The organism is Paenibacillus castaneae (assembly GCF_002884445.1).
GTDB lineage: Bacteria > Bacillota > Bacilli > Paenibacillales > Paenibacillaceae > Pristimantibacillus > Pristimantibacillus castaneae.
Window position 1 is genome coordinate 187195 of the sequence record NZ_KZ614144.1, and the last position, 26599, is coordinate 213793.

The 26599-nt window shown below is 45.9% G+C and carries 22 protein-coding genes, 1 tRNA gene and 2 other RNA genes; 21 read left to right on the forward strand and 4 right to left on the reverse strand.

Features of this window, described 5'->3' with window-relative positions:
• The first annotated feature begins 24 nt into the window (after window positions 1-24).
• From CEF13_RS00930 to CEF13_RS00960, 7 genes are all read left to right on the forward strand, one after another.
• Window positions 25-1776 (forward strand): tetratricopeptide repeat protein, encoded by a 1752-nt coding sequence (locus tag CEF13_RS00930; protein WP_102708999.1) that lies wholly within the window; start codon window positions 25-27, stop codon window positions 1774-1776.
• A 23-nt stretch (window positions 1777-1799) separates the two neighbouring features.
• Window positions 1800-2747, forward strand: coding sequence for a thioredoxin-disulfide reductase (gene trxB, locus CEF13_RS00935; RefSeq protein WP_102709000.1), 948 nt, complete (start codon window positions 1800-1802; stop codon window positions 2745-2747).
• A gap of 186 nt (window positions 2748-2933) precedes the next feature.
• Window positions 2934-3884: an ROK family glucokinase gene (locus CEF13_RS00940; protein WP_102709001.1), complete on the forward strand. Its 951-nt coding sequence runs from the start codon at window positions 2934-2936 to the stop codon at window positions 3882-3884.
• A gap of 123 nt (window positions 3885-4007) precedes the next feature.
• Entirely contained in the window at window positions 4008-4895 is an 888-nt protein-coding gene (gene rapZ / locus CEF13_RS00945) for an RNase adapter RapZ (protein WP_102709002.1), read from the forward strand.
• A gap of 11 nt (window positions 4896-4906) precedes the next feature.
• Window positions 4907-5893, forward strand: a complete 987-nt coding sequence (locus CEF13_RS00950) for a gluconeogenesis factor YvcK family protein (RefSeq protein WP_102709003.1) — start codon at window positions 4907-4909, stop codon at window positions 5891-5893.
• A 6-nt stretch (window positions 5894-5899) separates the two neighbouring features.
• On the forward strand, window positions 5900-6829 hold the full coding sequence (whiA, locus tag CEF13_RS00955) for a DNA-binding protein WhiA (RefSeq protein WP_102709004.1): 930 nt from the start codon (window positions 5900-5902) through the stop codon (window positions 6827-6829).
• Window positions 6830-6979: 150 nt separating this feature from the next.
• On the forward strand, window positions 6980-7249 hold the full coding sequence (locus CEF13_RS00960; protein ID WP_028609180.1) for an HPr family phosphocarrier protein: 270 nt from the start codon (window positions 6980-6982) through the stop codon (window positions 7247-7249).
• Between the two features lie 165 nt (window positions 7250-7414).
• Here CEF13_RS00960 and clpP read toward each other — a convergent pair whose 3' ends face one another.
• Both clpP and CEF13_RS00970 read right to left on the reverse strand, forming a co-directional pair.
• Window positions 7415-7999 (reverse strand): ATP-dependent Clp endopeptidase proteolytic subunit ClpP, encoded by a 585-nt coding sequence (clpP, locus tag CEF13_RS00965; RefSeq protein ID WP_208414817.1) that lies wholly within the window; start codon window positions 7997-7999, stop codon window positions 7415-7417.
• 372 nt (window positions 8000-8371) lie between these two features.
• Window positions 8372-8446, reverse strand: a tRNA-Arg gene (locus CEF13_RS00970).
• Window positions 8447-8683: 237 nt separating this feature from the next.
• Between CEF13_RS00970 and CEF13_RS00975 the strand changes: the two genes are divergently transcribed.
• From CEF13_RS00975 to ssrA (CEF13_RS01025), 11 genes are all read left to right on the forward strand, one after another.
• A complete protein-coding gene (locus CEF13_RS00975; protein WP_102709006.1) occupies window positions 8684-9721 on the forward strand; it encodes a sugar-binding transcriptional regulator in 1038 nt (345 codons plus the stop codon).
• Between the two features lie 127 nt (window positions 9722-9848).
• The gene (gene gap / locus CEF13_RS00980) at window positions 9849-10853 is read left to right on the forward strand and encodes a type I glyceraldehyde-3-phosphate dehydrogenase (RefSeq protein ID WP_102709007.1); all 1005 of its coding nucleotides are present in this window, start codon (window positions 9849-9851) and stop codon (window positions 10851-10853) included.
• Between the two features lie 275 nt (window positions 10854-11128).
• Window positions 11129-12313 carry a phosphoglycerate kinase gene (locus tag CEF13_RS00985; protein ID WP_102709008.1) on the forward strand — a complete coding sequence of 395 codons (1185 nt, stop codon included), beginning with the start codon at window positions 11129-11131 and terminating at the stop codon, window positions 12311-12313.
• Between the two features lie 18 nt (window positions 12314-12331).
• The gene (gene tpiA, locus CEF13_RS00990; RefSeq protein ID WP_102709009.1) at window positions 12332-13090 is read left to right on the forward strand and encodes a triose-phosphate isomerase; all 759 of its coding nucleotides are present in this window, start codon (window positions 12332-12334) and stop codon (window positions 13088-13090) included.
• A 1-nt stretch (window position 13091) separates the two neighbouring features.
• Entirely contained in the window at window positions 13092-14630 is a 1539-nt protein-coding gene (gene gpmI / locus CEF13_RS00995) for a 2,3-bisphosphoglycerate-independent phosphoglycerate mutase (protein WP_102709010.1), read from the forward strand.
• Between the two features lie 34 nt (window positions 14631-14664).
• The gene (gene eno / locus CEF13_RS01000) at window positions 14665-15957 is read left to right on the forward strand and encodes a phosphopyruvate hydratase (protein ID WP_102709011.1); all 1293 of its coding nucleotides are present in this window, start codon (window positions 14665-14667) and stop codon (window positions 15955-15957) included.
• Window positions 15958-16158: 201 nt separating this feature from the next.
• The gene (gene secG, locus CEF13_RS01005; protein ID WP_102709012.1) at window positions 16159-16395 is read left to right on the forward strand and encodes a preprotein translocase subunit SecG; all 237 of its coding nucleotides are present in this window, start codon (window positions 16159-16161) and stop codon (window positions 16393-16395) included.
• Window positions 16396-16565: 170 nt separating this feature from the next.
• Window positions 16566-19406 carry a ribonuclease R gene (gene rnr / locus CEF13_RS01010; RefSeq protein ID WP_102709013.1) on the forward strand — a complete coding sequence of 947 codons (2841 nt, stop codon included), beginning with the start codon at window positions 16566-16568 and terminating at the stop codon, window positions 19404-19406.
• Window positions 19407-19670: 264 nt separating this feature from the next.
• Window positions 19671-19871, forward strand: coding sequence for a cold-shock protein (locus CEF13_RS01015; protein ID WP_028609190.1), 201 nt, complete (start codon window positions 19671-19673; stop codon window positions 19869-19871).
• Window positions 19872-20056: 185 nt separating this feature from the next.
• Window positions 20057-20530 carry an SsrA-binding protein SmpB gene (gene smpB / locus CEF13_RS01020; RefSeq protein ID WP_102709014.1) on the forward strand — a complete coding sequence of 158 codons (474 nt, stop codon included), beginning with the start codon at window positions 20057-20059 and terminating at the stop codon, window positions 20528-20530.
• A gap of 229 nt (window positions 20531-20759) precedes the next feature.
• Window positions 20760-21124: a transfer-messenger RNA gene (gene ssrA / locus CEF13_RS01025) on the forward strand.
• Window positions 21125-21214: 90 nt separating this feature from the next.
• Here the strand turns inward: ssrA (CEF13_RS01025) and CEF13_RS01030 are convergent.
• Window positions 21215-21835, reverse strand: a complete 621-nt coding sequence (locus tag CEF13_RS01030; RefSeq protein ID WP_102709015.1) for a DUF5698 domain-containing protein — start codon at window positions 21833-21835, stop codon at window positions 21215-21217.
• Between the two features lie 347 nt (window positions 21836-22182).
• On the opposite strand from CEF13_RS01030, the gene CEF13_RS01035 reads away from it, so the two are divergent.
• Window positions 22183-22599 carry a hypothetical protein gene (locus tag CEF13_RS01035; protein ID WP_102709016.1) on the forward strand — a complete coding sequence of 139 codons (417 nt, stop codon included), beginning with the start codon at window positions 22183-22185 and terminating at the stop codon, window positions 22597-22599.
• 29 nt (window positions 22600-22628) lie between these two features.
• Window positions 22629-22923, forward strand: a transfer-messenger RNA (tmRNA) gene (gene ssrA, locus CEF13_RS01040).
• A 100-nt stretch (window positions 22924-23023) separates the two neighbouring features.
• Here ssrA (CEF13_RS01040) and CEF13_RS01045 read toward each other — a convergent pair.
• Window positions 23024-24511, reverse strand: coding sequence for an alpha-N-arabinofuranosidase (locus CEF13_RS01045; protein WP_102709017.1), 1488 nt, complete (start codon window positions 24509-24511; stop codon window positions 23024-23026).
• A 331-nt stretch (window positions 24512-24842) separates the two neighbouring features.
• Here CEF13_RS01045 and CEF13_RS01050 point away from each other — a divergent pair, with 331 nt between their 5' ends.
• Window positions 24843-26555, forward strand: a complete 1713-nt coding sequence (locus tag CEF13_RS01050) for an extracellular solute-binding protein (RefSeq protein WP_102709018.1) — start codon at window positions 24843-24845, stop codon at window positions 26553-26555.
• The last annotated feature ends 44 nt before the right edge of the window (window positions 26556-26599 follow it).

The following is a 26599-nucleotide window of genomic DNA, read 5'->3' on the forward strand; positions in this document are numbered from 1 at the left end:
GAAGTAACGGGAGGTGCCTTGCGGGTGAAAGGAAAGAAACGGGTCGCCGTAGAGCAACAGACGAAAGTCATACCGGTTCAATGGGACGCTACGTTTTTTTTCGAACGTGCGGTTCAATCTTTGGATCGGTTCCATTATGACAAGGCACTTAAATATTTTCGCCGTGCAGTCGAATACGAGCCGGAAAATCCGGTAAACCATTGCAATATGGCCGGCATTCTTTCAGAAATGGGCAATTATGAGGAATCGAATCGGATTTTGGGCTGGATTGTAACAGAGCTTGATCCTATGATGACGGAATGTCATTTCTATATGGCGAATAACTTCGCGAACATGGAGCAATATGAAGCAGCCGAGGGCTCGCTTATTCAATATTTGGAACAAGATGCGGAAGGTCAGTTTCTGGATGAAGCGGAAGAAATGATGGATCTGCTGCATTATGAACTGGAACGGCCTACGCGGCTGACGAATATAAAGTCGCGTGAAGGCATGGTCGAGCATGATCAGGCCCGTATGCTGCTGGAGGAAGGAAAATTTACGGAGGCTGTACGTATTTTGGAGCAAATTATTGAAGGCCAGCCGGACTTCTTGGCTGCACGCAATAATTTGGCCTTAGCCTACTACTATATGGGCATGTTCGAAAAGGCGATGGAGACGATACAGCAGGTGTTGGAGCTGGAATCTGGCAATTTGCATGCGCTTTGCAATCTTGCGATCTTCTATCAGCATGCGAATGATTCAGAAAGTCTGAAGCCGCTGGTTGAGCTGCTCATTAAGACAGTACCCTTCCATCAGGAGCATGTGTTTAAACTGGCGACTACAATGGGCATCTTAGGAGAGCATGGGGCTGCTTATACGCACTTTACCCGTCTATTAAAGGATTCAGAGCTTCATCAAGATCCTTGCTTATACCATTACGCTGCTGTGGCAGCATGCAATATCGGCCGCCTGCAGGAAGCAGAGCGGTTATGGAAGCAAACGATAAAGCTCGATCCGCTCTCAGGAATACCTCGTTATTACATGGAGCAGCTTGAGCTTGTACGAAGCGGAGAACAGACGGCGTCAATCAGCTATCATTACCATCTCCCTTTCGAAGAGCAATTCAAGCTTTGGGAGAAATCCTCGGACGGAATTCCAGACCATTTGAAGCGGGATCCGCTTGTTAGGTCCTCATTCTTCTGGGCGCTTCGCCACGGTGATCAGAATACGAAGCTGCAAGTTATTCAGGCTCTCGGCATGATTGCTGACAATGAGGTAAAGGATGTTCTGCGGACATTTCTTCTTGAGCGGGATGAAGACGACTATTTAAAGCGGATTGCCATCTTTGTTCTGCGGACAATAGGCGTTCAAGAGCCTTTGCAGGCGGTGTTAGAGGGCAAAGAAACGGTCATCGAGCCCAATCGCGTTCCATCCAGACTGCCGGTGTGGGAAGATAAATGGCAGGCTGTCGTAGAAACGGCTCTTGCTCAAATGAGCAAGCAGTATGATTTGGTACAGCAGCATGATCTGATGACGCTTTGGGTAGAATTCTTGTCGCGAGTATACCCGGATGTTCCGAAACTGACCAAGCCTGAAGGCTGGGCAGCCGCGTTAGAATATTTGACTGCCAAAATGCATCGTAGAGCGATCTCGTATCACGAGGTTTCGATTCGATACGGCACATCTATTGCAACAGTTAGCAAGAACGTGAAGAAAATAGACGAGACCTGCGGCATAAAGGAAAAGATGAAGTCGATTAGCTCTGTTTTTTCAACGCAGGAGCTGCAGGACGAATAATAACAACTTATGGGGTGAAATTGATGTATAAATCCATTATTATCGGTACCGGCCCTGCTGGTCTTACAGCAGCTATTTATTTGGCTCGCGCTAACATGAGCCCGCTAATTATTGAAGGCCCTGAACCTGGAGGCCAATTGACAACAACAACTGAGGTTGAGAATTTCCCAGGCTTCCCAGAGGGAATTATGGGTCCTGAGCTTATGGAAAATATGCGTAAGCAAGCAGAGCGGTTCGGTGCTACATTCATTACAGGCTGGGTTAACAGCGTAGATATGTCGCAGCGTCCATTCAAGCTTCAAGTAGAAGGACATGGGGAATTGGTTGGAGAGAGCATTATTATCTCTACCGGTGCGTCAGCTAGATATTTAGGCATTCCGGGAGAGAAAGAAAACGTAGGGCGCGGCGTGAGCACATGCGCAACCTGTGATGGATTCTTCTTCCGCGGCAAAAAAATTATCGTTGTTGGCGGCGGCGACTCTGCGATGGAGGAAGCAAGCTTCCTTACTCGCTTCGCAAGCAATGTTGAACTGGTTAACCGTCGTGATGAGCTTCGCGCTTCCAAAATCATGCAGGACCGTGCGCGTGAAAATGAGAAAATCAGCTGGAGCCTAAACCGTACGCCGGTTGAGGTTGTAGCAACGGGCATGGGTGTTACCGGACTTAAGGTACGTGACAATACAACAGGCGAAGAAGATGTTATTCCAACTGATGGTATTTTCATCGCGATCGGCCACACGCCGAACACCAAATTTCTAGACGGTCAAATCGATACAGATGATCATGGCTATATCGTCGTAAAGCCAGGCACATCCGAAACAAATGTACCAGGTGTCTTCGCTTGCGGCGACGTTCAAGACAGCAAATATCGCCAAGCGATTACAGCAGCAGGCAGTGGATGTATGGCTGCGCTTGATTGCGAGAGATTTCTTGAAGGAAGCATAACGCATGATTGGAGCAAATCGCTTTAAGGATTGGCGAGGCGTATCTATATGACACCGAGAGAGCTATACCAGCAGAGCGCTATGCTTGACGGTATAGCTTTTTCAATAGCTGTGAAGGCTTGATTTGCCTGTATTTCATTATCTTGACCGCAGGGTAAAGGAAAGCTTATAGTGTTACAGAGAAGATTAACATACTGATGAGGTGGACTAGTGATGTCTGAGAAGATTTACGTTGGAGTCGATGTTGGCGGTACTGCTATTAAGTTAGGCATTTGCAATGCGGATGGAGTATTGCTTCAAACGTATGAAGGGCCAACAGAAACGAACAAAGGAACGGACACTATCCTTCAAAATATTGCAAATTACTCAAAGCAAATCGTAGATGAATCTGAATATGACTGGGATCAAGTTGGAGGAGTAGGCGTTGGTATTGCTGGATTTCTGGACATACCTAACGGCATTGTTAAATTTGCGCCTAATCTTAAAATTGAGAACGTCAACTTGAAACAATACTTAGAGCAAGAATTGGGTACAACGGTTAAAGTCAATAATGACGCAAATGTTGCCGCATTAGGCGAGGCATGGGGCGGAGCGGGCAAAGGAATCGCGCATTGCGTATGCTATACGCTTGGAACTGGCGTAGGCGGCGGCATTATTATTAATCATAAAATAGTTGAAGGCTTTAAAGGAATGGCAGGCGAGCTGGGCCATATGGCGATCGTGCCGGATTTGGAAGCAATCCAATGCGGATGCGGCAAAATGGGTTGTCTGGAAACCGTATCGTCAGCGACTGGCATTATTCGCATGGCGAAGGATGCGGTTGAACGTGGAGATCGTACCTCCCTGTCTCAAGTAGAAAACATTATGGCGAAGGACGTTCTTGATGCAGCGAAAGCTGGAGATGAAGTAGCGACTCGCATTGTTAATCGTGCAGCTTATTATTTGGGCAAATCTATGGCTATGATCGCTATAGTGCTTAATCCGCAATACTTTATTATCGGCGGCGGCGTTTCGAAGGCAGGAGATTTCCTATTTGATCAAATTCGTGAGGTTTTCGAGAAATATACGCAGGATCAAGCGAAAGAAGAAGTGAAAATCGTAGCAGCAACACTTGGCAACAACGCTGGCGTAGTTGGTGCGGCAGGCCTTATCCTAAGAGGCTAACGAAGTAAGTTTGCATTCGCAAACTTTAGGTCCATGCTTACGAAGTAAGTTTGCATTCGCAAACTTTAGGTCCACGCTTACGAAGTAAGTTTGCATTCGCAAACTTTGTAGGAGGTTTTAATAATGGAAACAACAGCGACAGTAGCGAAGCTTGTCATTATTACCGGGATGTCTGGCGCAGGGAAAACCATTGCAGTCCAAAGCTTGGAGGATCTCGGTTTCTTCTGCGTAGATAATTTGCCTCCTGTTCTTATTCCGAAGTTCGCGGAGCTTATCGATCAATCAAATGGCAAGATCGGGAAAGTTGCGCTTGTCATTGATTTGCGAGGCAGAGAGTTTTTTACCGCCTTGTCGGAATCATTAGCTGATATTAAAGAGAATTACACCATAAGCTATGAAATACTGTTCTTGGATGCTACGGATGAGGTGCTGGTTCAACGCTACAAGGAAAGCCGGCGCCGTCATCCGCTTGCACCTGATGGCATGCCGCTTGAGGGTATTCGCAATGAGCGTCGTCTGCTGGAGGATTTAAAGGGCTGGGCATCGCAGGTCATTGATACAAGCACGTTGAAGCCTGTGAAATTGAAGGAACGCATTATTTCTCATTTTACGAATATAGAGCAGAACAGCTTATCCGTTAATGTTACTTCATTTGGCTTCAAATACGGTATTCCTATCGATGCCGACCTCATTTATGATGTTCGATTTTTACCAAACCCGCATTATGTAGAGCATCTTCGTCCGAATACGGGACAAAATCCTGATGTCTATGATTATGTTATGAAGTGGCCTGAAACACAGCAGTTTCTAACGAAGCTGGTTGATATGCTGCAATTCCTTATTCCGCTTTATCGCAAGGAAGGGAAAAGTCAGGTTGTCATTGGCATAGGATGTACAGGCGGGAAGCATCGCTCCGTTGCCATTGCCGAATACTTGGGCCGCATTCTCGGCAGCAGTGATACGGAACGTGTGCGTGTCAGTCATCGCGATGCCGAACGTGACAGGCACTGAAAGGTGAGAGAATGCAAAGTAGACACAAAATATTAAGGCGTCCCAAAATCGTCGTTATCGGCGGAGGTACAGGACTTTCTGTTATGCTGCGAGGCCTGAAGGAGAAGCCTCTCGACATTACGGCCATTGTAACGGTAGCCGATGATGGAGGAAGCTCAGGCATTCTTCGTAATGAAATGCAGATTCCGCCTCCAGGCGATATCCGCAACGTATTAATGGCGCTTGCTGATGCGGAGCCGCTGCTGACAGAGGTACTGCAATATCGCTTCAAGAGCGTGCCTGGTTTGGCTGGGCATAGCTTGGGCAATTTAATGCTTGCAGCTATGACAGACATTTCCGGTGATTTTGTAACGGGCATTCGTGAGCTTAGCCGCGTGCTTGCGGTACGGGGGCGTGTACTGCCAGCTGCAGGTAAAGCCATTATCCTAAAGGCTGAGATGACCGACGGCACGATTGTAACTGGAGAATCCATGATTCCGAAGGCGGGAAAAACGATCAAGAGGGTTTTTCTGGAGCCTGAGAATGTGGAGCCTTTGCAAGAAGCGGTTGAAGCGCTGGAGCAGGCTGATGCTATTCTGATCGGTCCGGGCAGCTTATATACGAGCATTATTCCGAATTTATTGGTACCAAAGCTTGCTAATGCAATTGTAGAATCAGAAGCGGTTAAGCTATTTGTTTGTAACGTGATGACGCAGCCTGGCGAGACGGATAACTATTCGGTTGGGGATCATTTGGACGCCATTCATGCACATATCGGTCATCATCTATTCGATTACGTCATCGTGAATGATGGCGAAATTCCTCCACAAATCGAGAGCAAGTATGCGGAGTTGGGCGCGAAAGCGGTGCATCTTGATCTAGATGCGGTAACAAACAAAGGCTATGAGGTTATAGCAGACCGTCTTGTGCTATTCCGCACTTTTCTGCGGCATGATGCAGAGCGTTTGAGTCATCATATATATAAACTGGTAGAAAACTGGATGTTACGAAAGAGGTGATGAACGATGTCATTTGCGGCGCAAACGAAAAAAGAGCTAACATTGATTGAAGCGGATAGCTGCTGTGAGAGAGCAGAGCTGTCAGCACTCATACGTATGAATGGTTCGGTTAGCGTATCCAGCCGCAAAGTCGTTTTGGACATCTCAACGGAAAATGCAGCCATAGCTAGAAGAATCTATACCCTGCTCAAAAAACATTATGAAGTGCATGTTGAGCTTCTTGTGCGCAAGAAGATGAGACTGAAAAAAAATAATGTGTATATTGTCCGAATCCCAGCCGGGGTACAGGAAATATTGAGCGAGCTCAAAATTGTATCAGAAGGCTTTATGTTCAATCTTGGCATAGACAAGGAAATTATTCGCAAGCCTTGCTGCAAGCGATCTTATCTGCGCGGAGCATTCCTTGCGGGTGGTTCAGTTAACAACCCGGAGGGCTCTTCCTACCACTTGGAAATATCCTCGATGTATCAAGAGCACTGTGAGGCGCTGGTGGACCTGGCCAATAAGTTTGATTTGAACGCACGATGCATTGAACGAAAAAAAGGGTTTATCTTCTACATCAAAGAGGGCGAGAAAATTATTGAGCTCTTGAATATTATTGGCGCACATCAAGCGTTATTCAAATTTGAGGATGTTCGGATTATGCGCGATATGCGCAACTCCGTTAACCGAATAGTCAATTGCGAAACTGCCAATTTGAACAAAACGATTGGAGCGGCTGTTCGTCAGATTGAGAACATCAAGCTGCTGCAAAGAGAGGTTGGCTTAGAGAGCTTGCCGGATAAGCTTCGAGAGGTAGCAGAAATTAGGATGCTGCATCCCGATATGAACCTGACAGAGGTCGGCGAAATGCTTAAAGGCAAGGTCAGTAAGTCAGGCGTAAACCATCGATTGCGCAAAATTGATGAGCTCGCGGAAAAAATCCGCGGGGTCTGAGCTTTAAACCTAGTGTATAGGCTGGTATAATGTTATAATAGTTCAAACTGACTTTACTTAAAAAGATGGTATTGTATAAAGCTTATACACGCTTAACTTACAACGCGAAACGAGCTTAAATGATTTAGTAAAATAGGGGGTATGGTTTCCATGACAAGGCTTCCGGTTGTCGTTCGTCTTAAGACGGGACTTCATGCAAGACCTGCAGCATTATTCGTACAAGAAGCGAACAAATTTTCCTCCGAAGTATTTGTAGAGAAGGATGACAAGAAAGTGAATGCCAAATCGATAATGGGAATTATGAGCTTGGCAATCAGTTCGGGTACTGAAGTTTCTATAAGTGCAGAGGGATCGGACGCAGAGCAGGCTGTAAACGCTTTAGTCGCTCTCGTAAGCAAAGAAGAGCTGGAAAATCAATAAAAGGCTCAAAAGGGAAGGAGTTGCCTTGCAGGCTCATTATGAGTTTGTAAGTCAACTCCTTTTTTTATGTGGAGAACAGCAAGTTTGAATGGTGTATATTTACACAAAAAAAAGCAGCAGATCGAGAACTTCCCTCGGCCTGCTGCTTTCTTGGGGTTTAATGGATTAGACGAGCTTCTCGATTACTTTATCGACAAGACCATATTCTTTGGCTTCTGCGGCACTCATGAAGTAATCACGATCCGTATCCTTCTCAATCCGTTCAAGCGATTGTCCACTGCGTTCTGCCAAGATGACATTCAGCTTGTCACGCATATTGAGAATGCGCTTCGCGCGAATGGCGATGTCGCTTGCTTGGCCTTCTGCTCCGCCTAGCGGCTGATGAATCATCACTTCGCTGTTAGGAAGCGCATATCGCTTGCCTATAGCACCTGCTGTGAGCAAGAATGCACCCATAGACGCTGCCATGCCTACACATATAGTGGACACATCCGGCTTAATGTACTGCATCGTATCATAGATAGCCATACCTGCAGTGATGGAACCGCCAGGGCTATTAATATAGAGTGAAATGTCCTTCTCGGGATCATCCGCTGCCAGGAATAACATTTGAGCTATGATGGAGTTAGCCACCACGTCATTTACGCCTGAACCAAGAAAAATAATACGATCCTTCAATAGGCGAGAGTAGATGTCATAAGCACGCTCACCGCGATTGCTTTGCTCAATAACCATAGGTACGAAATTCATATCCAACGTAAGCCCCCTCCTGAAAAACAATGAATGGTTTAAATCGTATTCTCATAATAACGGATGAAAACTCAAAAGTCAAAGATAGTCAGACATTTTTTTTGATAAGGGAAGTGGACAATCTTGTTGGCGGTTAAGCACTTATTTTATCTAGAAGAAAGAGATTAAAAAAGGCACTGGATTGAGATAATGCGTTTATATCGTATTGCTTTTGGGTAATCCCATTAAATAGTTATTCGGTTGTTGGAGCAGCCAAAGGAGTCATTGTGCGGGATTGTAATCACAGCTTCATAAGTGAAGCTTATGTCCCCCCTAAAACAAAGAAAACCGCTCCTGCGTATAGGAACGGTTAGTATGTATCATTATAGTAGTTGGCGCGCCCGCAAGGAATCGAACCTAGATCTCAGCCTTCGGAGGGCTGCGTCATATCCATTGGACCACGGGCGCATGAAAAACAGTAGCAAAAATGATTATATGTTATTCCCTATACGAAAGCAAGGGGCGTTAACAAATTAAAAATGTAGAAAATGTGAAGGTAACCGTTTGCAAGGGGAAAACGGCTATTGCTACTGTGGCCGTTTTCCGATAAACTAAAGGTGGGACTTGAAATGTTACCGCGGGACATAATGAGTCCAGCATTGATGGATTAAAAACGCTAGAGGCCGATGGAGTGAAGGATGAGAGATGCGTCAGATCGTTGAACTGCAGCAGCAGCTTGTGCCGGATCTGCTCGATGTCATGAAGAAACGGTATACGATTCTGCATCAGGTCATGCTATCGGATTTGGTCGGGCGTCGGACGTTAGCGTCCACGTTATCGATGACGGAGCGCATGCTCCGGGCGGAGACAGATTTTCTAAAAACGCAGGGCTTGCTCGAGATTCACTCGGGTGGCATGCGCATTAGCGAATTAGGCAAGCTATTATTGGAAGAGCTTGAACCGTTGTATAAAACGATGTTTGGTTTATCCGAGCTGGAGGAAGCTATCCGCAGCCATTATGGACTAAACCAAGTCATTATTGTTGCAGGCGACTCGGAGACATCTTCTCAGACGAAGCGCGAGCTTGGCCGTGCGGGCTGTCAGGTGCTCAGTAAAGTTATGCAGCCGAATGACGTTGTCGCCGTAACGGGCGGAACGACCATCGCACAAGTATCTAACCAGCTTGTTAGTACCTCTGCGCTTAAGACGAACTGGTTCGTGCCAGCAAGAGGCGGACTTGGCGAGAGCTTGGATTACCAAGCGAATACGATTGCTTCTATGATGGCGAAGCGTACAGGCGCACAATACCGACTATTGCATGTTCCTGATCATTTGGGAGAGGAAGCATTCGCATCCATTATGCAGGAGCCTAATATTCAGGAAATTGTGGAAGTCATACGCAGCGCTCGCATCGTTATTCATGGAATCGGAGACGCTATGGTCATGGCTAGACGCAGACGGTTGGACCGTGAGGTCATTGACGAGATGGAAGCGGAAGGCGCATTAGCGGAAGCATTCGGTTTTTATTTCGACCGTAAAGGAGCTGTCGTGCACAAAATGCAGACGGTGGGGTTACGGCTTGAAGATATAGTAAAGACTGAAGTTGTTATAGCAGTTGCCGGCGGCAAGAGCAAAGGCGAGGCTATATCGGCCATTATGCGCTTCGGACACAATGATGTACTCGTAACGGATGAAGCAGCCGCATTAGAGATGATGGCACTGATCGAACTAGAACGACAATAATTTTTAGTTTGAGAATAAAGCCTGATTTGGTTAAGGAATCATGATGCCTTTGCAGCGCTTCGGCGATAACTGCAAAACATCTTGAAATATATAATAATCTTTTAAAAACGCTTAGGAGGAAACAACAATGGTTAAAGTTGGTATTAATGGTTTTGGTCGCATCGGCCGTAACGTATTCCGCGCAGCACTAGGTAATCCAGAGGTAGAAATCGTAGCAGTTAATGACTTGACTGATACAGCTACACTTGCACATCTTCTTAAATACGACACGACTCATGGTCAACTAGATGCTACTGTAGAAGCAAAAGAAGGCGCGCTTATCGTTAATGGCCGCGAAATCAAAGTATTCGCAGAGCGCAACCCTGCAGACCTTCCATGGGGATCTGTTGGCGTTGAAATCGTAGTTGAATCTACAGGTATTTTCACAGCGAAAGAAAAAGCTGAGCTTCACTTGCAAGGCGGCGCTAAAAAAGTTATCATCTCAGCTCCTGCAACGAACGAAGATATCACGATTGTAATCGGCGTTAACGAAGATAAATACGACGCTGCGGCACATACCATTATTTCCAACGCTTCATGCACAACAAACTGTCTTGCTCCTTTCGCGAAAGTATTGAACGATAAATTCGGAATCGTTAAAGGCATGATGACAACGATCCACTCTTATACAAATGACCAATCCGTTCTTGACGTGCCGCACAAAGACTTGCGTCGTGCTCGCGCAGCTGCTGAGAACATTATTCCTTCTTCAACTGGCGCAGCGAAAGCTGTTTCCCTTGTACTTCCTGAGCTTAAAGGTAAATTGAACGGTATGGCAATGCGTGTTCCTACGCCTAACGTATCCGTAACTGACCTTGTAGCTGAGCTTAAAGTTGATGTTACTGTAGAAGAAGTTAACGCAGCGTTGAAAGAAGCTGCTAACGGTCCTCTTAAAGGCATCTTGAACTACAATGAATTGCCGCTTGTTTCAAGCGACTACAACAGTGACCCTGCTTCTTCCACAATCGATGGTCTTTCGACTATGGTTGTTGAAGGCAACATGGTTAAAGTTATTTCTTGGTATGACAATGAGTGGGGCTACTCGAACCGCGTAGTTGATCTTGCTGCTTACATCGCTAGCAAAGGTCTGTAAGAAAAGAAGGCGGACGTGCCGGGCTCCGTATGAGGAGCCCTGGTCCATGGTTCGCGGCTCCTTAGGGGCCTGAACCATGAGGGCGTTTCTTCTTTCGAAGAGCGCCCTTCTTTTTTTATGATTATGTAAGTGAGGCGGTGCTTTTCTATCTTACGCCTCGAATTCTACTTAACCGCAAAACAAGCTTTTGCCTTCGAAGAACGGCGTCAGCCATCGATGCTAGGGCTGGACTACTTTTATACCTTTCCATTACAAATATTCGGGAGGTTTCATTTATGAATAAGAAAAGTGTACGTGATGTTGCAGAATTGGCTGGTAAACGGGTATTTGTTCGTGTAGATTTCAACGTGCCTCTTGAAAATGGTAAAATTACAGACGACAAACGGATTCGTGAGACACTTCCTACAATTAACTTCCTAATCGAAAAAGGCGCAAAAGTTATTCTTGCGAGCCACCTTGGACGTCCGAATGGTCAAGTTGTAGAAGAGCTTCGTCATACGGCCTCCGCAGAGCGTCTCTCCGAGCTTCTAGCTAAGCAAGTGGTTAAAGCTAACGATGTAATCGGCGCAGAGGTTGAAGCGCAAATTGCGGCGTTACAAAACGGCGACGTATTGCTGCTTGAAAACGTTCGTTTCTATGAAGGCGAAGAGAAGAACGATCCTGAATTCGCGAAAGCACTAGCTAATCTAGCTGACTTGTTCGTAAATGACGCTTTTGGTGCTGCTCACCGTGCTCATGCTTCAACAGAAGGCATTGCACACATCCTTCCAGCTGTGGCTGGCTTGTTGATGGAGAGAGAGCTGGAAGTACTCGGCAAAGCTCTTCATAACCCAGAGCGTCCTTTCACAGCTATCGTTGGCGGATCGAAAGTAAAAGACAAAATCGCGGTTATCGACAAAATGCTTGAAATTGCTGATAACGTACTGATCGGTGGCGGCTTGTCTTATACCTTCTTTAAAGCACAAGGCCATGAGATCGGAAAATCACTTGTTGACAACAGCAAGCTTGACCTGGCTCTTGAGTTCATGGAAAAAGCCAAAAAACTAGGCAAAAACTTCTTGATTCCAGTAGATATTGTTGTAACCGATGATTTCAGCGCTAATGCAAATACGCAAATCGTTGATATCGACAGCATCCCAGCTGATTGGGAAGGCATTGACATTGGTCCAAAAACACGTGCGCTTTATGCAGATGTGATCAAAAATTCCAAGCTAGTAGTTTGGAACGGACCGATGGGCGTATTCGAAATTGAGCCTTTCTCCCACGGTACACAAGCAGTTGCTCGCGCATGCGCGGAAACTTCCGGCTACACGGTAATCGGCGGCGGCGATTCGGCAGCAGCAGCTGAGAAATTTGGTCTTGCTGATCAAATGGACTTTATCTCGACAGGCGGCGGCGCTTCCCTAGAGTTCATGGAAGGCAAAGTGCTTCCAGGCGTTGTGGCTCTAAACGATAAATAAATAGAAGGAGGAATACAAATGAGCACAAGAACACCGATCATTGCAGGCAACTGGAAAATGTTCAAAACGGTATCCGAAGCAGTATCCTTTTTCTCCGAAATCAAAGGCAAGGCAGAGGTTGCTGGCGTAGAGAGCGTTATCTGCGCTCCTTACACTACACTTCCGGCTCTTGTTGAAGCAGCGAAAGGCACATCTATCGCAATTGGTGCGCAAAACGTGCATTTCGAAGACAATGGCGCATTCACTGGTGAAATCAGCGGCGTTATGCTGAAGGATCTTGGTGTGAAATACGTGATTATCGGCCATTCTGAGCGTCGTGCTTATTTCGCGGAATCCGATGAGATCGTGAACAAAAAGGTTCATGCTTCGTTCAAAAACGGCTTGCTGCCAATCGTCTGCGTAGGCGAGAAGCTGGAAGAGCGTGAAGCAGGACAAACGAAGGAAGTTTGCAAAGTGCAAACGGAAGCGGCTTTCAAAGGTCTATCCGCAGCACAAGCAGCTGAAGTTGTTATTGCTTATGAGCCAATCTGGGCTATCGGCACAGGCAAATCTTCTACTTCCGAGGATGCACAAGACGTTATCGGTTACATCCGCGGTGTTGTGGCTGGTCTTTATGATCAAGCGACTGCAGATGCGGTTCGCATTCAATACGGCGGCAGCGTGAAGCCGAATAACGTAGCTGAATACATGGGTCAAGCAGATATTGACGGTGCACTTGTTGGAGGCGCAAGCTTAGAGCCTGCATCCTACATTGCGCTGGTCGAGGGGGCCAAGTAATATGGCTGCTCCGAAACCTGTAGCACTTATTATTCTTGACGGCTTCGGTTTGCGTGATGATGTAACAGGCAATGCGGTTGCACAAGCGAAGAAACCGAACTATGACCGTTACTGGTCCACTTATCCGCATACAACATTAACAGCATGCGGCGAAGCAGTTGGACTTCCTGAAGGCCAAATGGGCAACTCTGAGGTTGGTCACTTGAACATCGGCGCAGGCCGTATCGTATATCAGGATTTGACTCGGATCAGCAAATCGATTCGTGACGGTGATTTTTACGATAATGAGACCATTCTTGGCGCTGTTCGTCATGTGAAAACAAACAGCAAGAAGCTGCATCTGTACGGCTTGCTGTCAGACGGAGGCGTTCACAGCCATATTGAGCACTTGTTCGCTTTGCTAGAGCTGGCGAAGAAGGAAGGACTTACAGAAGTGTACATCCATGCATTCCTCGATGGACGCGACGTATCTCCAGACAGCGCGAAAGGCTACTTGGAGCGTCTGCAAGCGAAGATCGAAGAGGTTGGCGTAGGCCGCATTGCTACGGTACAGGGCCGCTACTATGCGATGGACCGCGACAAGCGCTGGGAGCGTACGGAGAAATCCTATCGCGCCATGGTATACGGCGAAGGTCCTCATTATGTAGATCCGATTCAAGCGGTAGTTGAATCCTATGAGAAATCCGTTTATGATGAATTCGTTATGCCAACGGTTATCGTTGACGGTTCAGATAAGCCTGTAGGTCTCGTAGAGTCTGAGGATGCGGTTATTTTCTTTAACTTCCGTCCCGACAGAGCCATTCAATTATCTCAAGTGTTCACGAATGAAGATTTCCGCGGCTTCGACCGCGGGGCGAATCACCCTGTTAATCTATATTTCGTCTGCTTGACGTTATTTAGTGAAACCGTAGGCGGATTCGTTGCGTATGCACCTAAGAACTTGGATAATACGCTTGGTGAAGTGCTTGTACAAAACAATAAAACACAATTGCGTACAGCTGAAACCGAAAAATATCCACATGTGACATTTTTCTTCAGCGGCGGACGTGATCACGAGCTGCCAGGTGAAACTCGTGTGCTTATCAACTCTCCTAAGGTCGCAACTTACGATCTACAGCCTGAGATGAGCGCATATGAGCTTGCTGCATCGACCGTGCGTGAAATTGAGTCTGACAAACACGATGTCATCATTCTGAACTTCGCTAACCCTGATATGGTTGGTCACTCCGGCATGCTGGAGCCAACGATCAAGGCAGTTGAAGCGACGGATGAATGTCTTGGCCAAGTGGTAGAAGCTGTACTTGCCAAAGGCGGCGTTTGTATTATTACCGCTGACCATGGCAACGCTGATATGGTATTCGACGAGAATGGCCGTCCGTTTACGGCACATACAACGAATCCTGTTCCGCTTATCGTAACGAAAGCAGGCAAAACGCTTCGCGAAGGCGGCATTCTAGCGGACATCGCGCCAACCGTTCTTGATTTGGTTGAGCTCGCTAAGCCAGTAGAAATGACCGGTACGACTCTCATTCAAAAATAAACCAAATCCAACTTATAGAGGAGTGTTTTCTCACATGTCAATTATCGTTGATGTATATGCACGCGAAGTGCTGGATTCCCGCGGGAATCCAACTGTGGAAGTAGAAGTTACCCTAGAATCAGGCGGCAAAGGCCGCGCAATCGTTCCATCCGGCGCTTCCACAGGCGCTTACGAAGCTGTTGAGCTTCGTGATGGCGACAAATCCCGTTACCTTGGCAAAGGCGTTCTGAAAGCAGTTGAGAACGTGAATACCGAAATCGCTCCTGAAATCATCGGCTTTGACGCTCTTGATCAAGTAGCAATCGATCGCAAAATGATCGAGCTTGACGGTACTCCGAACAAAGCTAAACTAGGCGCTAACGCAATCCTAGCTGTATCGATGGCAGTAGCTCGCGCAGCTGCTGACGCACTTGATGTACCTCTTTACACTTACCTTGGCGGATTCAACGCTAAGACGCTTCCTGTACCAATGATGAACATCATCAACGGCGGCGAGCACGCTGACAATAACATCGACGTTCAAGAATTTATGGTTCTTCCTGTTGGTGCTGAAAGCTTCAAAGAAGCGCTTCGTATCGGCGCTGAAATCTTCCACAACCTGAAAGCTGTATTGCATGACAAAGGTCTTAACACAGCTGTTGGCGACGAAGGCGGCTTCGCTCCTAACCTTGGTTCTAACGAAGAAGCAATCACAACAATCATCTCCGCTATCGAGCGCGCAGGCTACAAGCCAGGCGTTGACGTATTCCTCGGTATGGACGTTGCTTCCACTGAGTTCTTCAAAGACGGCAAATACGTGCTTGCAGGCGAAGGCAAATCCTTCACACCGGCTGAGTTCGTTGACCTTCTTGCATCATGGGCTGACAAATACCCAATCCTTACAATCGAAGACGGCTGCTCCGAAGATGACTGGGATGGCTGGAAATTGCTTACCGAGAAGCTTGGCGGCAAAGTACAGCTCGTTGGTGACGATCTGTTCGTAACGAACACTGAGCGTCTATCAGACGGTATCGATAAAGGCGTAGGCAACTCAATCTTGGTTAAAGTTAACCAAATCGGTACGCTTACAGAAACATTTGATGCTATCGAAATGGCTAAACGCGCTGGTTACACAGCTGTTATCTCCCACCGTTCAGGCGAAAGTGAAGACAGCACAATTGCTGACATCGCAGTTGCTACAAACGCTGGCCAAATTAAAACAGGCGCACCGTCCCGTACGGACCGGGTTGCGAAATACAACCAATTGCTTCGCATCGAAGATCAATTGGGTTCAACTGCACAATACGCTGGCAAATCAGCGTTCTACAACCTAAAAAACTTTAAATAAGACGCGTCAGCGGCTTATCAAGAAGGGCGTGCCTGTATGGGTACGCCTTTCTTTTTGAACGATTAGGTTTGTGCAGCTAAATAATTGACTAATAAGTGTTAAAAATTGGTCGTTTAAGGTTGTCCTATTGTAATATATGCCTAACTATGGTACACTCATACTACGTGTTTTTACGGAGCTCCTATGCTGGAGGTGGAATAAATGGAAATTTTCTTGAAGATCTTGCTCGTTATTTTCTCTGTCGGCCTAATAGCAGTTGTATTGCTGCAAAAAGGTAAAAGTGCAGGCTTGTCTGGAGCAATTACAGGCGGCGCTGAGCACCTATTCGGCAAGCAAAAAGCACGAGGTTTGGATTTGTTCTTACAGCGCTTAACAATTCTTTTGGCAGTTGGATTTTTCGTATTGGCGTTAGTTGTATCATACTTCGTCCAACAATAATGACTACAAACGCAGAAAGCGAGGATATTCCTCGCTTTTTTTGTATTTTCGTGATCTTGGAGGATGCGAGGCGTACATTTCGTGTATACTACATGGTATATGATAATCTATCAAGCTGCTGCAAATGAAGATAGAGAATTGCAGCGGATTTATGAGGAGAAAAAACGAATATGACCAACTACGAGCAGGAACTGCTTGATTTTATGAGAGAAACGGCATATAAGCCAATGACATACCAGGAGCTTGAGAAGCATTTTGGAATTGTGGATGCAGATGAATTTAAGCAATTTCTTAAGCTTCTTAACAAGCTGGAGGATGAAGGCAGAATCATTCGTACACCTAATGATCACTATGGGGTGCCAGAGCGAATGAACTTGCTGCGAGGCAAGCTGCAATCCCATGCGAAGGGCTTTGGTTTCCTTATACCTGATGAGAAGGGACACCCCGATGTTTATTTGCATGCCAATGATTTGAAGAGTGCGATGAACGGTGATATTATTCTCGTTCGCATCACATCTCGAAGCGAGCATGGCGGTCGGATGGAGGGTGAAATCGTCCGTATCGTGGAACGCGCTGTAACGCAAATTGTCGGAACGTTTGAGGACCATGAATCCTACGCCTTCGTCATGCCGGATGATAAACGGATAAATCGGGATATTTTTATACCTAAGGATGGTTACAAGGGCGCTGTCACCGGTCAAAAGGTCGTTGTGAAGATTGTGTCTTATCCAGAAGGCCGTTCAGCAGCTGAAGGTGAAATTGTCGAAATTTTGGGACATAAAAATGATCCCGGCGTCGACATTCTGTCGATTATTCGCAAGCACCAGCTTCCTGAGGGCTTCCCAGCTGAGGTAATGGCTGAGGCTGAGGCGGCTCCTGATTCCATAACGGATGATGAGATTGCACAGCAGGGCAGACGCGATCTGCGCGGTGAGATTATCGTCACGATTGATGGCGAGGATGCCAAGGATCTGGATGATGCGGTCCACGTGAAGCGTCTTGAGAACGGCAATTATTTGCTGGGTGTGCATATTGCAGACGTTGGTTATTATGTGAGAGAGAATTCTGAGCTGGATCAAGAAGCCTACCGCCGCGGCTGCAGCGTTTATTTGGTCGATCGGGTTATTCCGATGCTGCCGCATCGTCTGTCGAATGGGATTTGTTCATTGAATCCGCAAGTCGATCGCCTAACGCTTTCCTGCGAGATGGAATTTGATGTGACTACTTTGAAGCGTGTACGTCATGATATTTTTACAAGTGTGATTCGTACGAAGGAGCGTATGACTTATTCCAACGTCAAGAAGCTTCTGACAGCATCGGAAGAAGAGCCTCATACGGAATTGAAGGAACGGTATGCGGATCTTCAAGATATGTTCGAATTGATGGAAAACCTCGCAATGGGTCTGCGCGCCAAACGGATGAAGCGCGGAGCGATTGATTTCGACTTCCAAGAATCTAAGGTTATTGTGGATGAGAATGGCAAAGCGGTTGATATTATTAAACGCGAGCGTTCCGTTGCGGAGCAAATTATTGAGGAATTCATGTTGGTTGCCAACGAAACAGTAGCCGAGCATTTCCACTGGCTGCGCGTTCCTTTTCTTTATCGTATCCATGAAGATCCTAATCAAGAGAAGCTGCTGAATTTCATTCAGTTTGCAGCTAATTTCGGCTATACCGTGAAGGGAACAGCAAACTCGGTACATCCACGCGTTTTGCAAACGCTGCTGGAGGATATTCGCGGAACCAAGGAAGCAACCGTTATCTCTACCGTAATGCTTCGTTCGATGAAGCAGGCAAAGTATGATGCGGAAAGCTTGGGCCACTTCGGCTTGGCAGCAGAGTTTTATTCTCACTTTACGTCGCCGATTCGCCGTTATCCGGATTTGGTCATCCACCGAATCATTCGCGAGGTTGTAGAAGGCGGCGGACAACTTACTGAAGCGCGTCATGAGGCTTTAACGGCGCGTATGCCGGAAATAGCACAGCATTCTTCCGAGCGCGAGCGTGTGGCTGTTGATGCGGAACGTGATGTGGAGCAGCTGAAAAAATGTGAATACATGCTCGACAAGGTTGGCGAAGAGTTCGAAGGTATTATTAGCTCGGTGACGAGCTTCGGTATGTTTATCGAGCTTGATAATTCAGTCGAGGGCTTGATTCGCCTGAGCGATATGTCCGATGATTATTACAATTTCCATGAGCAGCATATGATTCTGGTTGGCGAGCGCACCTCCAAAGTATACCGCATCGGTGATGAGGTAAAGGTTCGCGTATCGAAGGTCAGTATGACTGAGCATACAATAGATTTCGAAATGGTCGATATGAAGCCGCGCAAAAGCTTTGGCGAGGGCGGATTTGGCGGCGGACGCAGCGGGAAGAAGCGCGGCCGCAGTGAAGATCGCGGCGGCAGAGGCGGCACTGGCGGGCAAGGACGCGGCGGAGCTGGCAGCGGTGAGCGAGGCAAGCCGAAGCGCAGCGGCGCGAGCGGCGGCAGTGAGGCAGGCAGGAGCAAGCGCAGCGGAGCTGGCGGAGGCGAGCAGGGGAACCCGTGGAGAGTCGATGCAGAGGCAGGCGCGCGCAGCGGAAGCAAGCGGCGCGGACGCGGTGGCTTCGGCGGCGCAAGCGCCGGAGCTGGTACTGGCGCGAACGGCGGCGGGAATGCGCCGGCGGAGCGTAGGCCGAGGCAAGAGGCGGATGTGACGCCGGGCCAAGGCAGTGAGCAGTTGCGCAGCGGCGGCAGCAAGCCGCGCAAGGATATGTGGGGCCTGCCCATCCGCAACGGCGGCGGGGCTGGCGGTGACAATCGTGAAGCCGGGAAGCGGCGGAGCGAAGGCAGTGGCGGCGCGAAGCGGAAGAAGACGTCGCAAAGCGGAGTGTTCACGGGTGAGCGATCGGTTGGGACGCCGAGTCCGGAAGGCGGTGGCGTAGGCGCTCCAGGAAAGAGCAAACGCAAGAAGAAGAGCGGCAGCGGCGGGAATGCTACAGCAGCTTTTGTTCGCAAAAAACGCAAATAGTTAGCCCATAGCGGTTTCTGATGCCTTGCTTCAACAAAGCATCAGAAGCCGCTGTGAATTGGGCAATTTGGGAAAATATATTTAAGCTGCTCACTTGCTTTTTAATTATGGGTATAGTAAACTCAAATTAATCGCAAATATGAACCTGAATTCACATATTGAAAAGGGTGTCATTATAGTATGAAACCCTTTCCAATGTGTGAATTTTTTGTTTAAAGACAAACCAGGCGCATATTAATATTATTTTTTTGGAGGTTTTTACACATGCAACAAGGTACAGTTAAATGGTTTAACGCAGAAAAAGGTTTCGGCTTTATCGAAGTTGAAGGCGGCAACGATGTATTCGTACACTTCTCCGCAATCACTGGCGAAGGCTTCAAAACTCTTGAAGAAGGACAACGCGTAGAATTTAACGTTGTTCAAGGCAACCGCGGACCGCAAGCTGAAAACGTAGTTAAGCTGTAGTAGCTAACGAACGTTGATAAACCGCTCTTAACCTTCTAGGTTGAGGGCGGTTTTTTTGGTTGTATATATTATTGTGATTCGGCTGCCGCAGCCATCGCCTTGATTTCCTCTGCTAAAGTTGTTACAATAAACTCCAGTGTATGATGAGGAAAACATTTTAGCGTAACATGATTGAGGTGACTAGCATGGGTAAGAAAAGTGACGGCAAGCAGCTCGCCCAGAACAAGAAGGCTTCCCATGACTATTTCATTGAGGAAACATTTGAAGCTGGAATGGTGCTGTTAGGTACAGAAATTAAGTCGCTGCGAAACGGCAGAGCGAATATAAGTGATGCTTTCGCGACCATACGTAACGGCGAAATTTTTATTCACAATATGCATATCAGCCCGTTCGAACAGGGGAATATTCATAATCCGACTGATCCGACGCGTGCTCGTAAGCTGTTGATGCATAAAGAACAAATTCACAAGCTGCTTGGTTTGTCGAAGCAGGAAGGCTACGCCATCGTGCCTTTGAAAATTTATATTCGCAATGGCTATGCTAAGCTTCTAATCGGGCTTGGTAAAGGTAAGAAGCAGTACGATAAGCGTGATACGGCCGCTAAGCGTGACGCTCAGCGCGATATCCAGCGTGCGTTGCGTGAGAAACAAAAGGCATAATTTAATAGCCCGATGTTTTCCATGGATGCTGGAATCCAACGTTTCCAATAACATATTGCGCAGAAGCTGTTCGTTCGTGTTATACTAAGTAAGCAGCAGAGATGCTGCATGAAAGAAAATGCAATCGTGCTAGACAATCGGAACAGTTCATCATTGCTGCTCCTTAATCCTAAAGCTTCATTTAAGCTAAACGTTGGTTGATTTACAAACTGACTGTTTATGCGAAAATGGGGGCGTTTATGGATTCGACGGGGATTGGACGAGCGCGGGTTGCGGGTAGCAGGGAGTCGTCTGCTTCATCAACGCTAAAGCCTATTAAACGGCAAACAACAAACAAACTACGCTTTAGCAGCCTAAGAAACTGTTAGCGTGCTTCTACCTAGCATCGTCCATGTGACTAGGATAGGGGCTAACCAGTAGTGGAATACGCTGTCTCATCTCCGCCTGCGGTGAGCTGAAGAAGACAATCAGGCTGACCCAACGTATAGCCGGTTACGGGGCGATACTCGGGTGACATCAAAACTGTGACTACACCCGTAGAAGCCTGTGTGGCGTGATCTTCGGACAGGGGTTCAAATCCCCTCGCCTCCACCAATATGAGAAACCCGACCTCGTGAGGTCGGGTTTTTGTTTTGTCTGGCACCATCCATTTGACAAATTCGGTATAAGTTACACACGCTTACATTAGCTGTCTTCTTCTGTTTTGGCAATGGCTTCTTGAACGCTTTTTTCGGTGACGCCAGGAAGATTATCCTCATTTACAATGTGATGGGTTTCACCTAGATTCTTGGCTTGCCGCTTCATACCTTTTACCCAGAATCCACCGTGGAAATGTCTAGGCTCGTGCGAAATGATGAATGCTTTCGAATCGAAGGCAATGATGTAATTGTACAGATCCCGTTGTTCTTTCCGCCTAGTCAAAATCTCCATCATCAATCGAGGACCGTCCCTGCCTTCACCTATCCAAGAAGTAACACCATAACCTTCGTCTCGAAGTTTATTCGGAAGTGATTCGTCGTGACGATTCGTAATGACGCTTACTGTGACGTAGCCTAACGCTAGTATTTCTTCGATTTTGGAACCTAATAATACACCGAGCGCGTATCCAACGGCATAGGCAATCAAATTTTGGATTTCATTGAGATTATCTAGGACGAGACCTAGACCGACAATATAGATCATCACTTCGATAGAGCTGAGTGCAGATGCTAGAAATTTTTGACCTTTCAACGTAAGAATCATACGGATCGTGAAAAAGGACACATAAATGATATTAATAGTTAAAATAGTGATGACCATCACCATGATGCACACCTCCACATAAATCGTTCTAGATGCTTGGCCGACTATTTTTAGTTTAACATAAAGTTGATGTGATCTCCCGCATGCGAATAGACAGGTGTCGTGGTTCTGTCTAGGAGCTGCCTCGTGCTGGGCTTGTTTTATTTTACAGGGCGTTTACCTGAAGCCTGTGTGGCGTGATCTTCGGACAGGGGTTCAAATCCCCACGCCTCCACCAATACCATGAGAAAAGACACCGTGTCAGGTGTCTTTTTAGTGTTTAAAGAGAATATTTTCGTTAAGTTAAGAGTACACTACATAGTGTACATTATGTACATAATTTAGTACAATGGAGGTGAGGAGGGATAAACATGCAAACGGTTTTGAATGCAACAGACGTAAGAGCCAATTTTGGTGGGTTTATTGATACCATCGTCCGAGAGAAGCCTCAAGCCATTAAGAGGAATAGAGATGTTATCATGGCATTCTCTAAACAGCAATTGAAGGAATTATTGTCCGTATATGAATTAACATTTGAATATGAGCAGGATGAGGATGGCAGATATGCTGGATCAATTGAACAAATAGAGGACATTGTTGCGGACGGCGAGTCACTCGAAGAGCTTAGAAGTGAATTGGCACGACAATTAGTTGAATATGCAGTAGACTATGAGAATAATTATTCACAATATTACAATACTCCCAATAGACATAAACATTCACCATATGTCTTGCGTGTCTTGTTAGAAGATGATATTGATGCGGTCTCTAGGATGTTCCATGCCTAGCTGGAGCGATCTAGAGACCTTTTTAAGACGCGATGGTTGGGTTATGATAAGGCAAACGGGTAGAGATAAAATTTACCAGAAAACTCTACCAAATGGAGAAGTATTACGCTCAGCAGTATCCAAGGGTACTGGTGAGATTGGTAAAGGGTTATTTAATCGGATAATGAAACAGCAGTTGCGTGTAGATAAAGAATACTTCAATTCAAAAAAATAGGATTATGATAACGGGGCGATACTCGGGTGACATCAAAACTGTGACTACACCCGTAGAAGCCTGTGTGGCGTGATCTTCGGACAGGGGTTCAAATCCCCTCGCCTCCACCATCATTAACCCTGACCGCATGAGGTCAGGGTTTTTGTTTTATTTGGGTCTACCAAAGTACTGAGTTATCAAGGATTTTTGATTTTTAAATGGTAGGTACAGTTAATCTAGAATGATTTCTGCAACACAGCAAGCTGGAAGTTCAAAATGCAAACAATTATCCTTCACTTTAATATCCGGCATCGAATGAACTTCAACCTGAGGTGGTTGGCCAAATTGGTTATGGTTATTCATATCACCAGCGATGAAGCGAACTTCGGCAGAAGAAAATTCCTTCCCAGCGAGCAAAAAATGTGCTTGTTGTGGCTCATCAACAGATAGGTTCACAACCGTTACATGAATCCGTCCATCAGCTCTTTCAGAGGCGCTAATATGCAGTGCAGGAACGGATGCTTCCTCAGTACCAGTCATATCTTGCTGTACGTAACTTTCAATTAATGTGGAGTCTTGATGTCCCTTGAACAGATCGAATACATGGTAAGTAGGAGTGAGCACCATATGTTCGCCATCAGTCAAAATTACGGATTGGAGCACATTTACCATTTGTGCAAGGTTAGCCATATGCACTCGATCACTATGTGTATTGAAAATATTCAATGACAACGCAGCAACAATTGCGTCCCGCATCGTATTTTGCTGGTAAAGGAAAGCAGGATTAGTCTCAGGCTCAGCCTGATGCCAAGTTCCCCATTCGTCCATAATAATCGAAACTTCGTTTTTTGGATCGTACTGATCCATGACATGCTTATGTCCGCGAATCAGTTCATCAATATAGAGCGCTCGGCGCAATGTACGATAATAGTTTCCTTTGTCGAAACCGACAGCCGGTCCTTTGTTCTCCCAAGGATATGGTTCTGTTTCATAATATTTAGGCATGGTGTAGTAATGCAACGATAGACCATTCATATTTTTCCCTGCAAGGCGCATCAATGTTTCTGTCCACTTATAATCGCTTCCATCAGCGCCACAAGCAATCCTGAAAATTTTATTGTTATCATAATTGCGGACGAATGTTTCGAAATGCTTGTATATATCTGCATAGTATTCTGGTCGCATATTTCCACCGCAACCCCAGTTTTCATTGCCAATTCCGAAAAACTCGATCTTCCAAGGCTCATCACGGCCGTTTTGACGCCTCCAGTTTGCCATCGGCGATTCACCGCTAAAAGTCATATATTCAATCCATTCACTTACTTCTCGAGGAGTACCAGAACCAACATTTGCAGCAATATATGGGGAACAGTCAATTTGCTCGCAAAGATCGAGAAACTCATGAGTGCCGAAAGAGTTGTCCTCTACAATTCCACCCCAACCGGCATTAACGATGCGCTGGCGATCAGGCCCAACGCCGTCTTTCCAGTTGTAATATTCGGCGAAGCATCCGCCTGGCCAACGCAATACTGGTACTTTAATATGTCGCAATGCCTCTACAACGTCGGTACGTATTCCACGGACATTGGCGATAGGACTGTTTTCACCCACGTAAATACTATTATAAATACCACGACCTAAATGCTCTGAAAAGTGCCCATAAATGTTTTTGTTAACTTTGGAATACTTTCGACCTGCATTTATAAATAATAAAGCCATAAATATCCTCTCCAGTCCAGTAAAATGACTAATCACCCTTAAATATAGCGCTTTCATTCATGTGATTGCAATCAAAAAAACTGCTTAGAAGCATGGTTGTAAACAAATGATAAGATAGTACAAATCGGTGAGGGTGATATAGATGAAGAGAGTAAACGAATGCTAAGATTGTAATAATTCGATGATACCGCTTTCAAAGTATTAGGTTTATATTAAAGGGAGTTTCAGATCATATAACAACTCACCAACATCATTGCGAATTAATGAAATCACTTTTGGAAGTTGAACATGATTTGTAGCTCAATATATAGATAATAAGGGGGAAATAATTTTGAAAAGCACAATGTATACAAGAACAATTACATTCTTATCTGTTTTGCTTTTGTCAACAGGGGTTTTATCAGCATGTAGTTCTAATTCACCTAGCAATTCACCCAGCAATTCAACGGGCAGTAGCCCAGGGAATAAGTCTACCGAAGTAGTTTCGGAAGATACTGATCCCCTTGGTAAATACGATAAGGCGCTTACAATTCGATTTGCTCGTGATGTGGACAATGATATGCAAGATAATATCATTCCAAAAACACCAGGAGAGACAGTGGAAGATAATCGCTGGTTAAAAGCGTACTCAGAAAAATTAGGTATTGATGTGAAATACGATTGGACGGTAAGTGTTGGAGATGCATATACTCAAAAAATGAACGTTACATTAACTTCAGGAGCACTTCCAGACATGCTTCGTGTAACTGGTGCTCAAATGAAGCAATTGGCCGAAGCTAACATGATAGAGGATTTGACACCATATTGGGATGCGTATGCATCCGATCTTTTGAAGGAATATTACCAGGTTCAAGGCCCTGCCGTTCTTAATGCGCCAAAAATTGATGGGAAAATGATGGGTGTCGGTACCCCAGAAGTCTACGGTGATGGTGTATATCTTTGGCTTCGTAAGGACTGGCTAGAAAAACTAGGAATTCCAGCTCCAAAAACGATGGATGATCTCATTGCAATCAGCGAAGCATTCACAACACAAGATCCAGACGGTAACGGTAAAAATGATACGTATGGTCTTGCATTTACAAAAGATCTTTACGGAGGTGCCATGGGGTTAGAAGGGTTCTTCGCCGGATACCACGCTTACCCTAATATGTGGATAGACGATGGTTCAGGTAATTTAGTATGGGGTAGTACACTCCCAGAAGTAAAGGAATCGTTGCAAGTTTTATCTGCTATGTATAAGGCTGGTCAGATTGATAAAGAATTTGGTGTAAAAGATGGCGGTAAAGTAGCGGAAACTATTGCAGCGGGTAAGGTCGGCATAGATTTCGGTGCACAATGGAACCCAATGTATCCGCTTATTAGTAATTATCAGAACGATCCAGAAGCAAATTGGGAAGGATATTCTTTGGTATCGGTCGATGGACAACCAGTGCTATCACCTCAAAAATTCGGAGCTACTGAGTTCTGGGTTGTTAAAAAAGGATTTTCTAATCCTGAAGCATTAATCAAAATGTTTAATCTTCATGCGGAACTAATTTGGGGAGAAACGGGAGATTTTGATTATTATTTTATGCCGAAAGCTAATGGAGGAGTAGGTGTGTGGAAGTATTCACCAGTACAACCATACCCCCCTTACAAAAACATTACTGCGTTTAGAGATCTCGAGACGGCTCGTGCTAATAATACATTAGATCAGTTGACCGGCGAACCGTTATCTATTTACGAGAACATTGTGGCGTATGAAAATGGAGATACCACACAATGGGGTTGGCCTAAAATTTACGGCGTAGACGGCGTATTCCGACATGGCGTTAAATATATCGATAACGATCTTTTAAAGCTTGAGGGCTATGCTGGTCCACCTACTCCTACAATGACGGAAAAACAATCCACATTGAAATCTCTAGAAACAGAGATGTTCGTAAAACTAATTATGGGTGCTGCTTCAATCGATGAGTTTGACAAGTTCGTTACTGACTGGAATAAGCTTGGTGGAGCGGATATGACTAAAGAAGTCAATGAGTGGTACGCATCAGTAAAATAGATTAATTTATAAAGAGAAAGGCTGCTGCTTTTTCTAAGTAGCAT

Excerpts from the sequence above, each read along its gene's own strand:
- trxB (WP_102709000.1), top strand. The coding sequence starts at position 1,800 with ATGTATAAATCCATTATTATCGGTACCGGCCCTGCTGGTCTTACAGCA.
- CEF13_RS00940 (WP_102709001.1), top strand. The coding sequence starts at position 2,934 with ATGTCTGAGAAGATTTACGTTGGAGTCGATGTTGGCGGTACTGCTATT.
- rapZ (WP_102709002.1), top strand. The coding sequence starts at position 4,008 with ATGGAAACAACAGCGACAGTAGCGAAGCTTGTCATTATTACCGGGATG.
- CEF13_RS00950 (WP_102709003.1), top strand. The coding sequence starts at position 4,907 with ATGCAAAGTAGACACAAAATATTAAGGCGTCCCAAAATCGTCGTTATC.
- whiA (WP_102709004.1), top strand. The coding sequence starts at position 5,900 with ATGTCATTTGCGGCGCAAACGAAAAAAGAGCTAACATTGATTGAAGCG.
- CEF13_RS00960 (WP_028609180.1), top strand. The coding sequence starts at position 6,980 with ATGACAAGGCTTCCGGTTGTCGTTCGTCTTAAGACGGGACTTCATGCA.
- clpP (WP_208414817.1), bottom strand. The coding sequence starts at position 7,999 with ATGAATTTCGTACCTATGGTTATTGAGCAAAGCAATCGCGGTGAGCGT.
- CEF13_RS00975 (WP_102709006.1), top strand. The coding sequence starts at position 8,684 with ATGCGTCAGATCGTTGAACTGCAGCAGCAGCTTGTGCCGGATCTGCTC.
- gap (WP_102709007.1), top strand. The coding sequence starts at position 9,849 with ATGGTTAAAGTTGGTATTAATGGTTTTGGTCGCATCGGCCGTAACGTA.
- CEF13_RS00985 (WP_102709008.1), top strand. The coding sequence starts at position 11,129 with ATGAATAAGAAAAGTGTACGTGATGTTGCAGAATTGGCTGGTAAACGG.
- tpiA (WP_102709009.1), top strand. The coding sequence starts at position 12,332 with ATGAGCACAAGAACACCGATCATTGCAGGCAACTGGAAAATGTTCAAA.
- gpmI (WP_102709010.1), top strand. The coding sequence starts at position 13,092 with ATGGCTGCTCCGAAACCTGTAGCACTTATTATTCTTGACGGCTTCGGT.
- eno (WP_102709011.1), top strand. The coding sequence starts at position 14,665 with ATGTCAATTATCGTTGATGTATATGCACGCGAAGTGCTGGATTCCCGC.
- secG (WP_102709012.1), top strand. The coding sequence starts at position 16,159 with ATGGAAATTTTCTTGAAGATCTTGCTCGTTATTTTCTCTGTCGGCCTA.
- rnr (WP_102709013.1), top strand. The coding sequence starts at position 16,566 with ATGACCAACTACGAGCAGGAACTGCTTGATTTTATGAGAGAAACGGCA.
- CEF13_RS01015 (WP_028609190.1), top strand. The coding sequence starts at position 19,671 with ATGCAACAAGGTACAGTTAAATGGTTTAACGCAGAAAAAGGTTTCGGC.
- smpB (WP_102709014.1), top strand. The coding sequence starts at position 20,057 with ATGGGTAAGAAAAGTGACGGCAAGCAGCTCGCCCAGAACAAGAAGGCT.
- CEF13_RS01030 (WP_102709015.1), bottom strand. The coding sequence starts at position 21,835 with ATGGTGATGGTCATCACTATTTTAACTATTAATATCATTTATGTGTCC.
- CEF13_RS01035 (WP_102709016.1), top strand. The coding sequence starts at position 22,183 with ATGCAAACGGTTTTGAATGCAACAGACGTAAGAGCCAATTTTGGTGGG.
- CEF13_RS01045 (WP_102709017.1), bottom strand. The coding sequence starts at position 24,511 with ATGGCTTTATTATTTATAAATGCAGGTCGAAAGTATTCCAAAGTTAAC.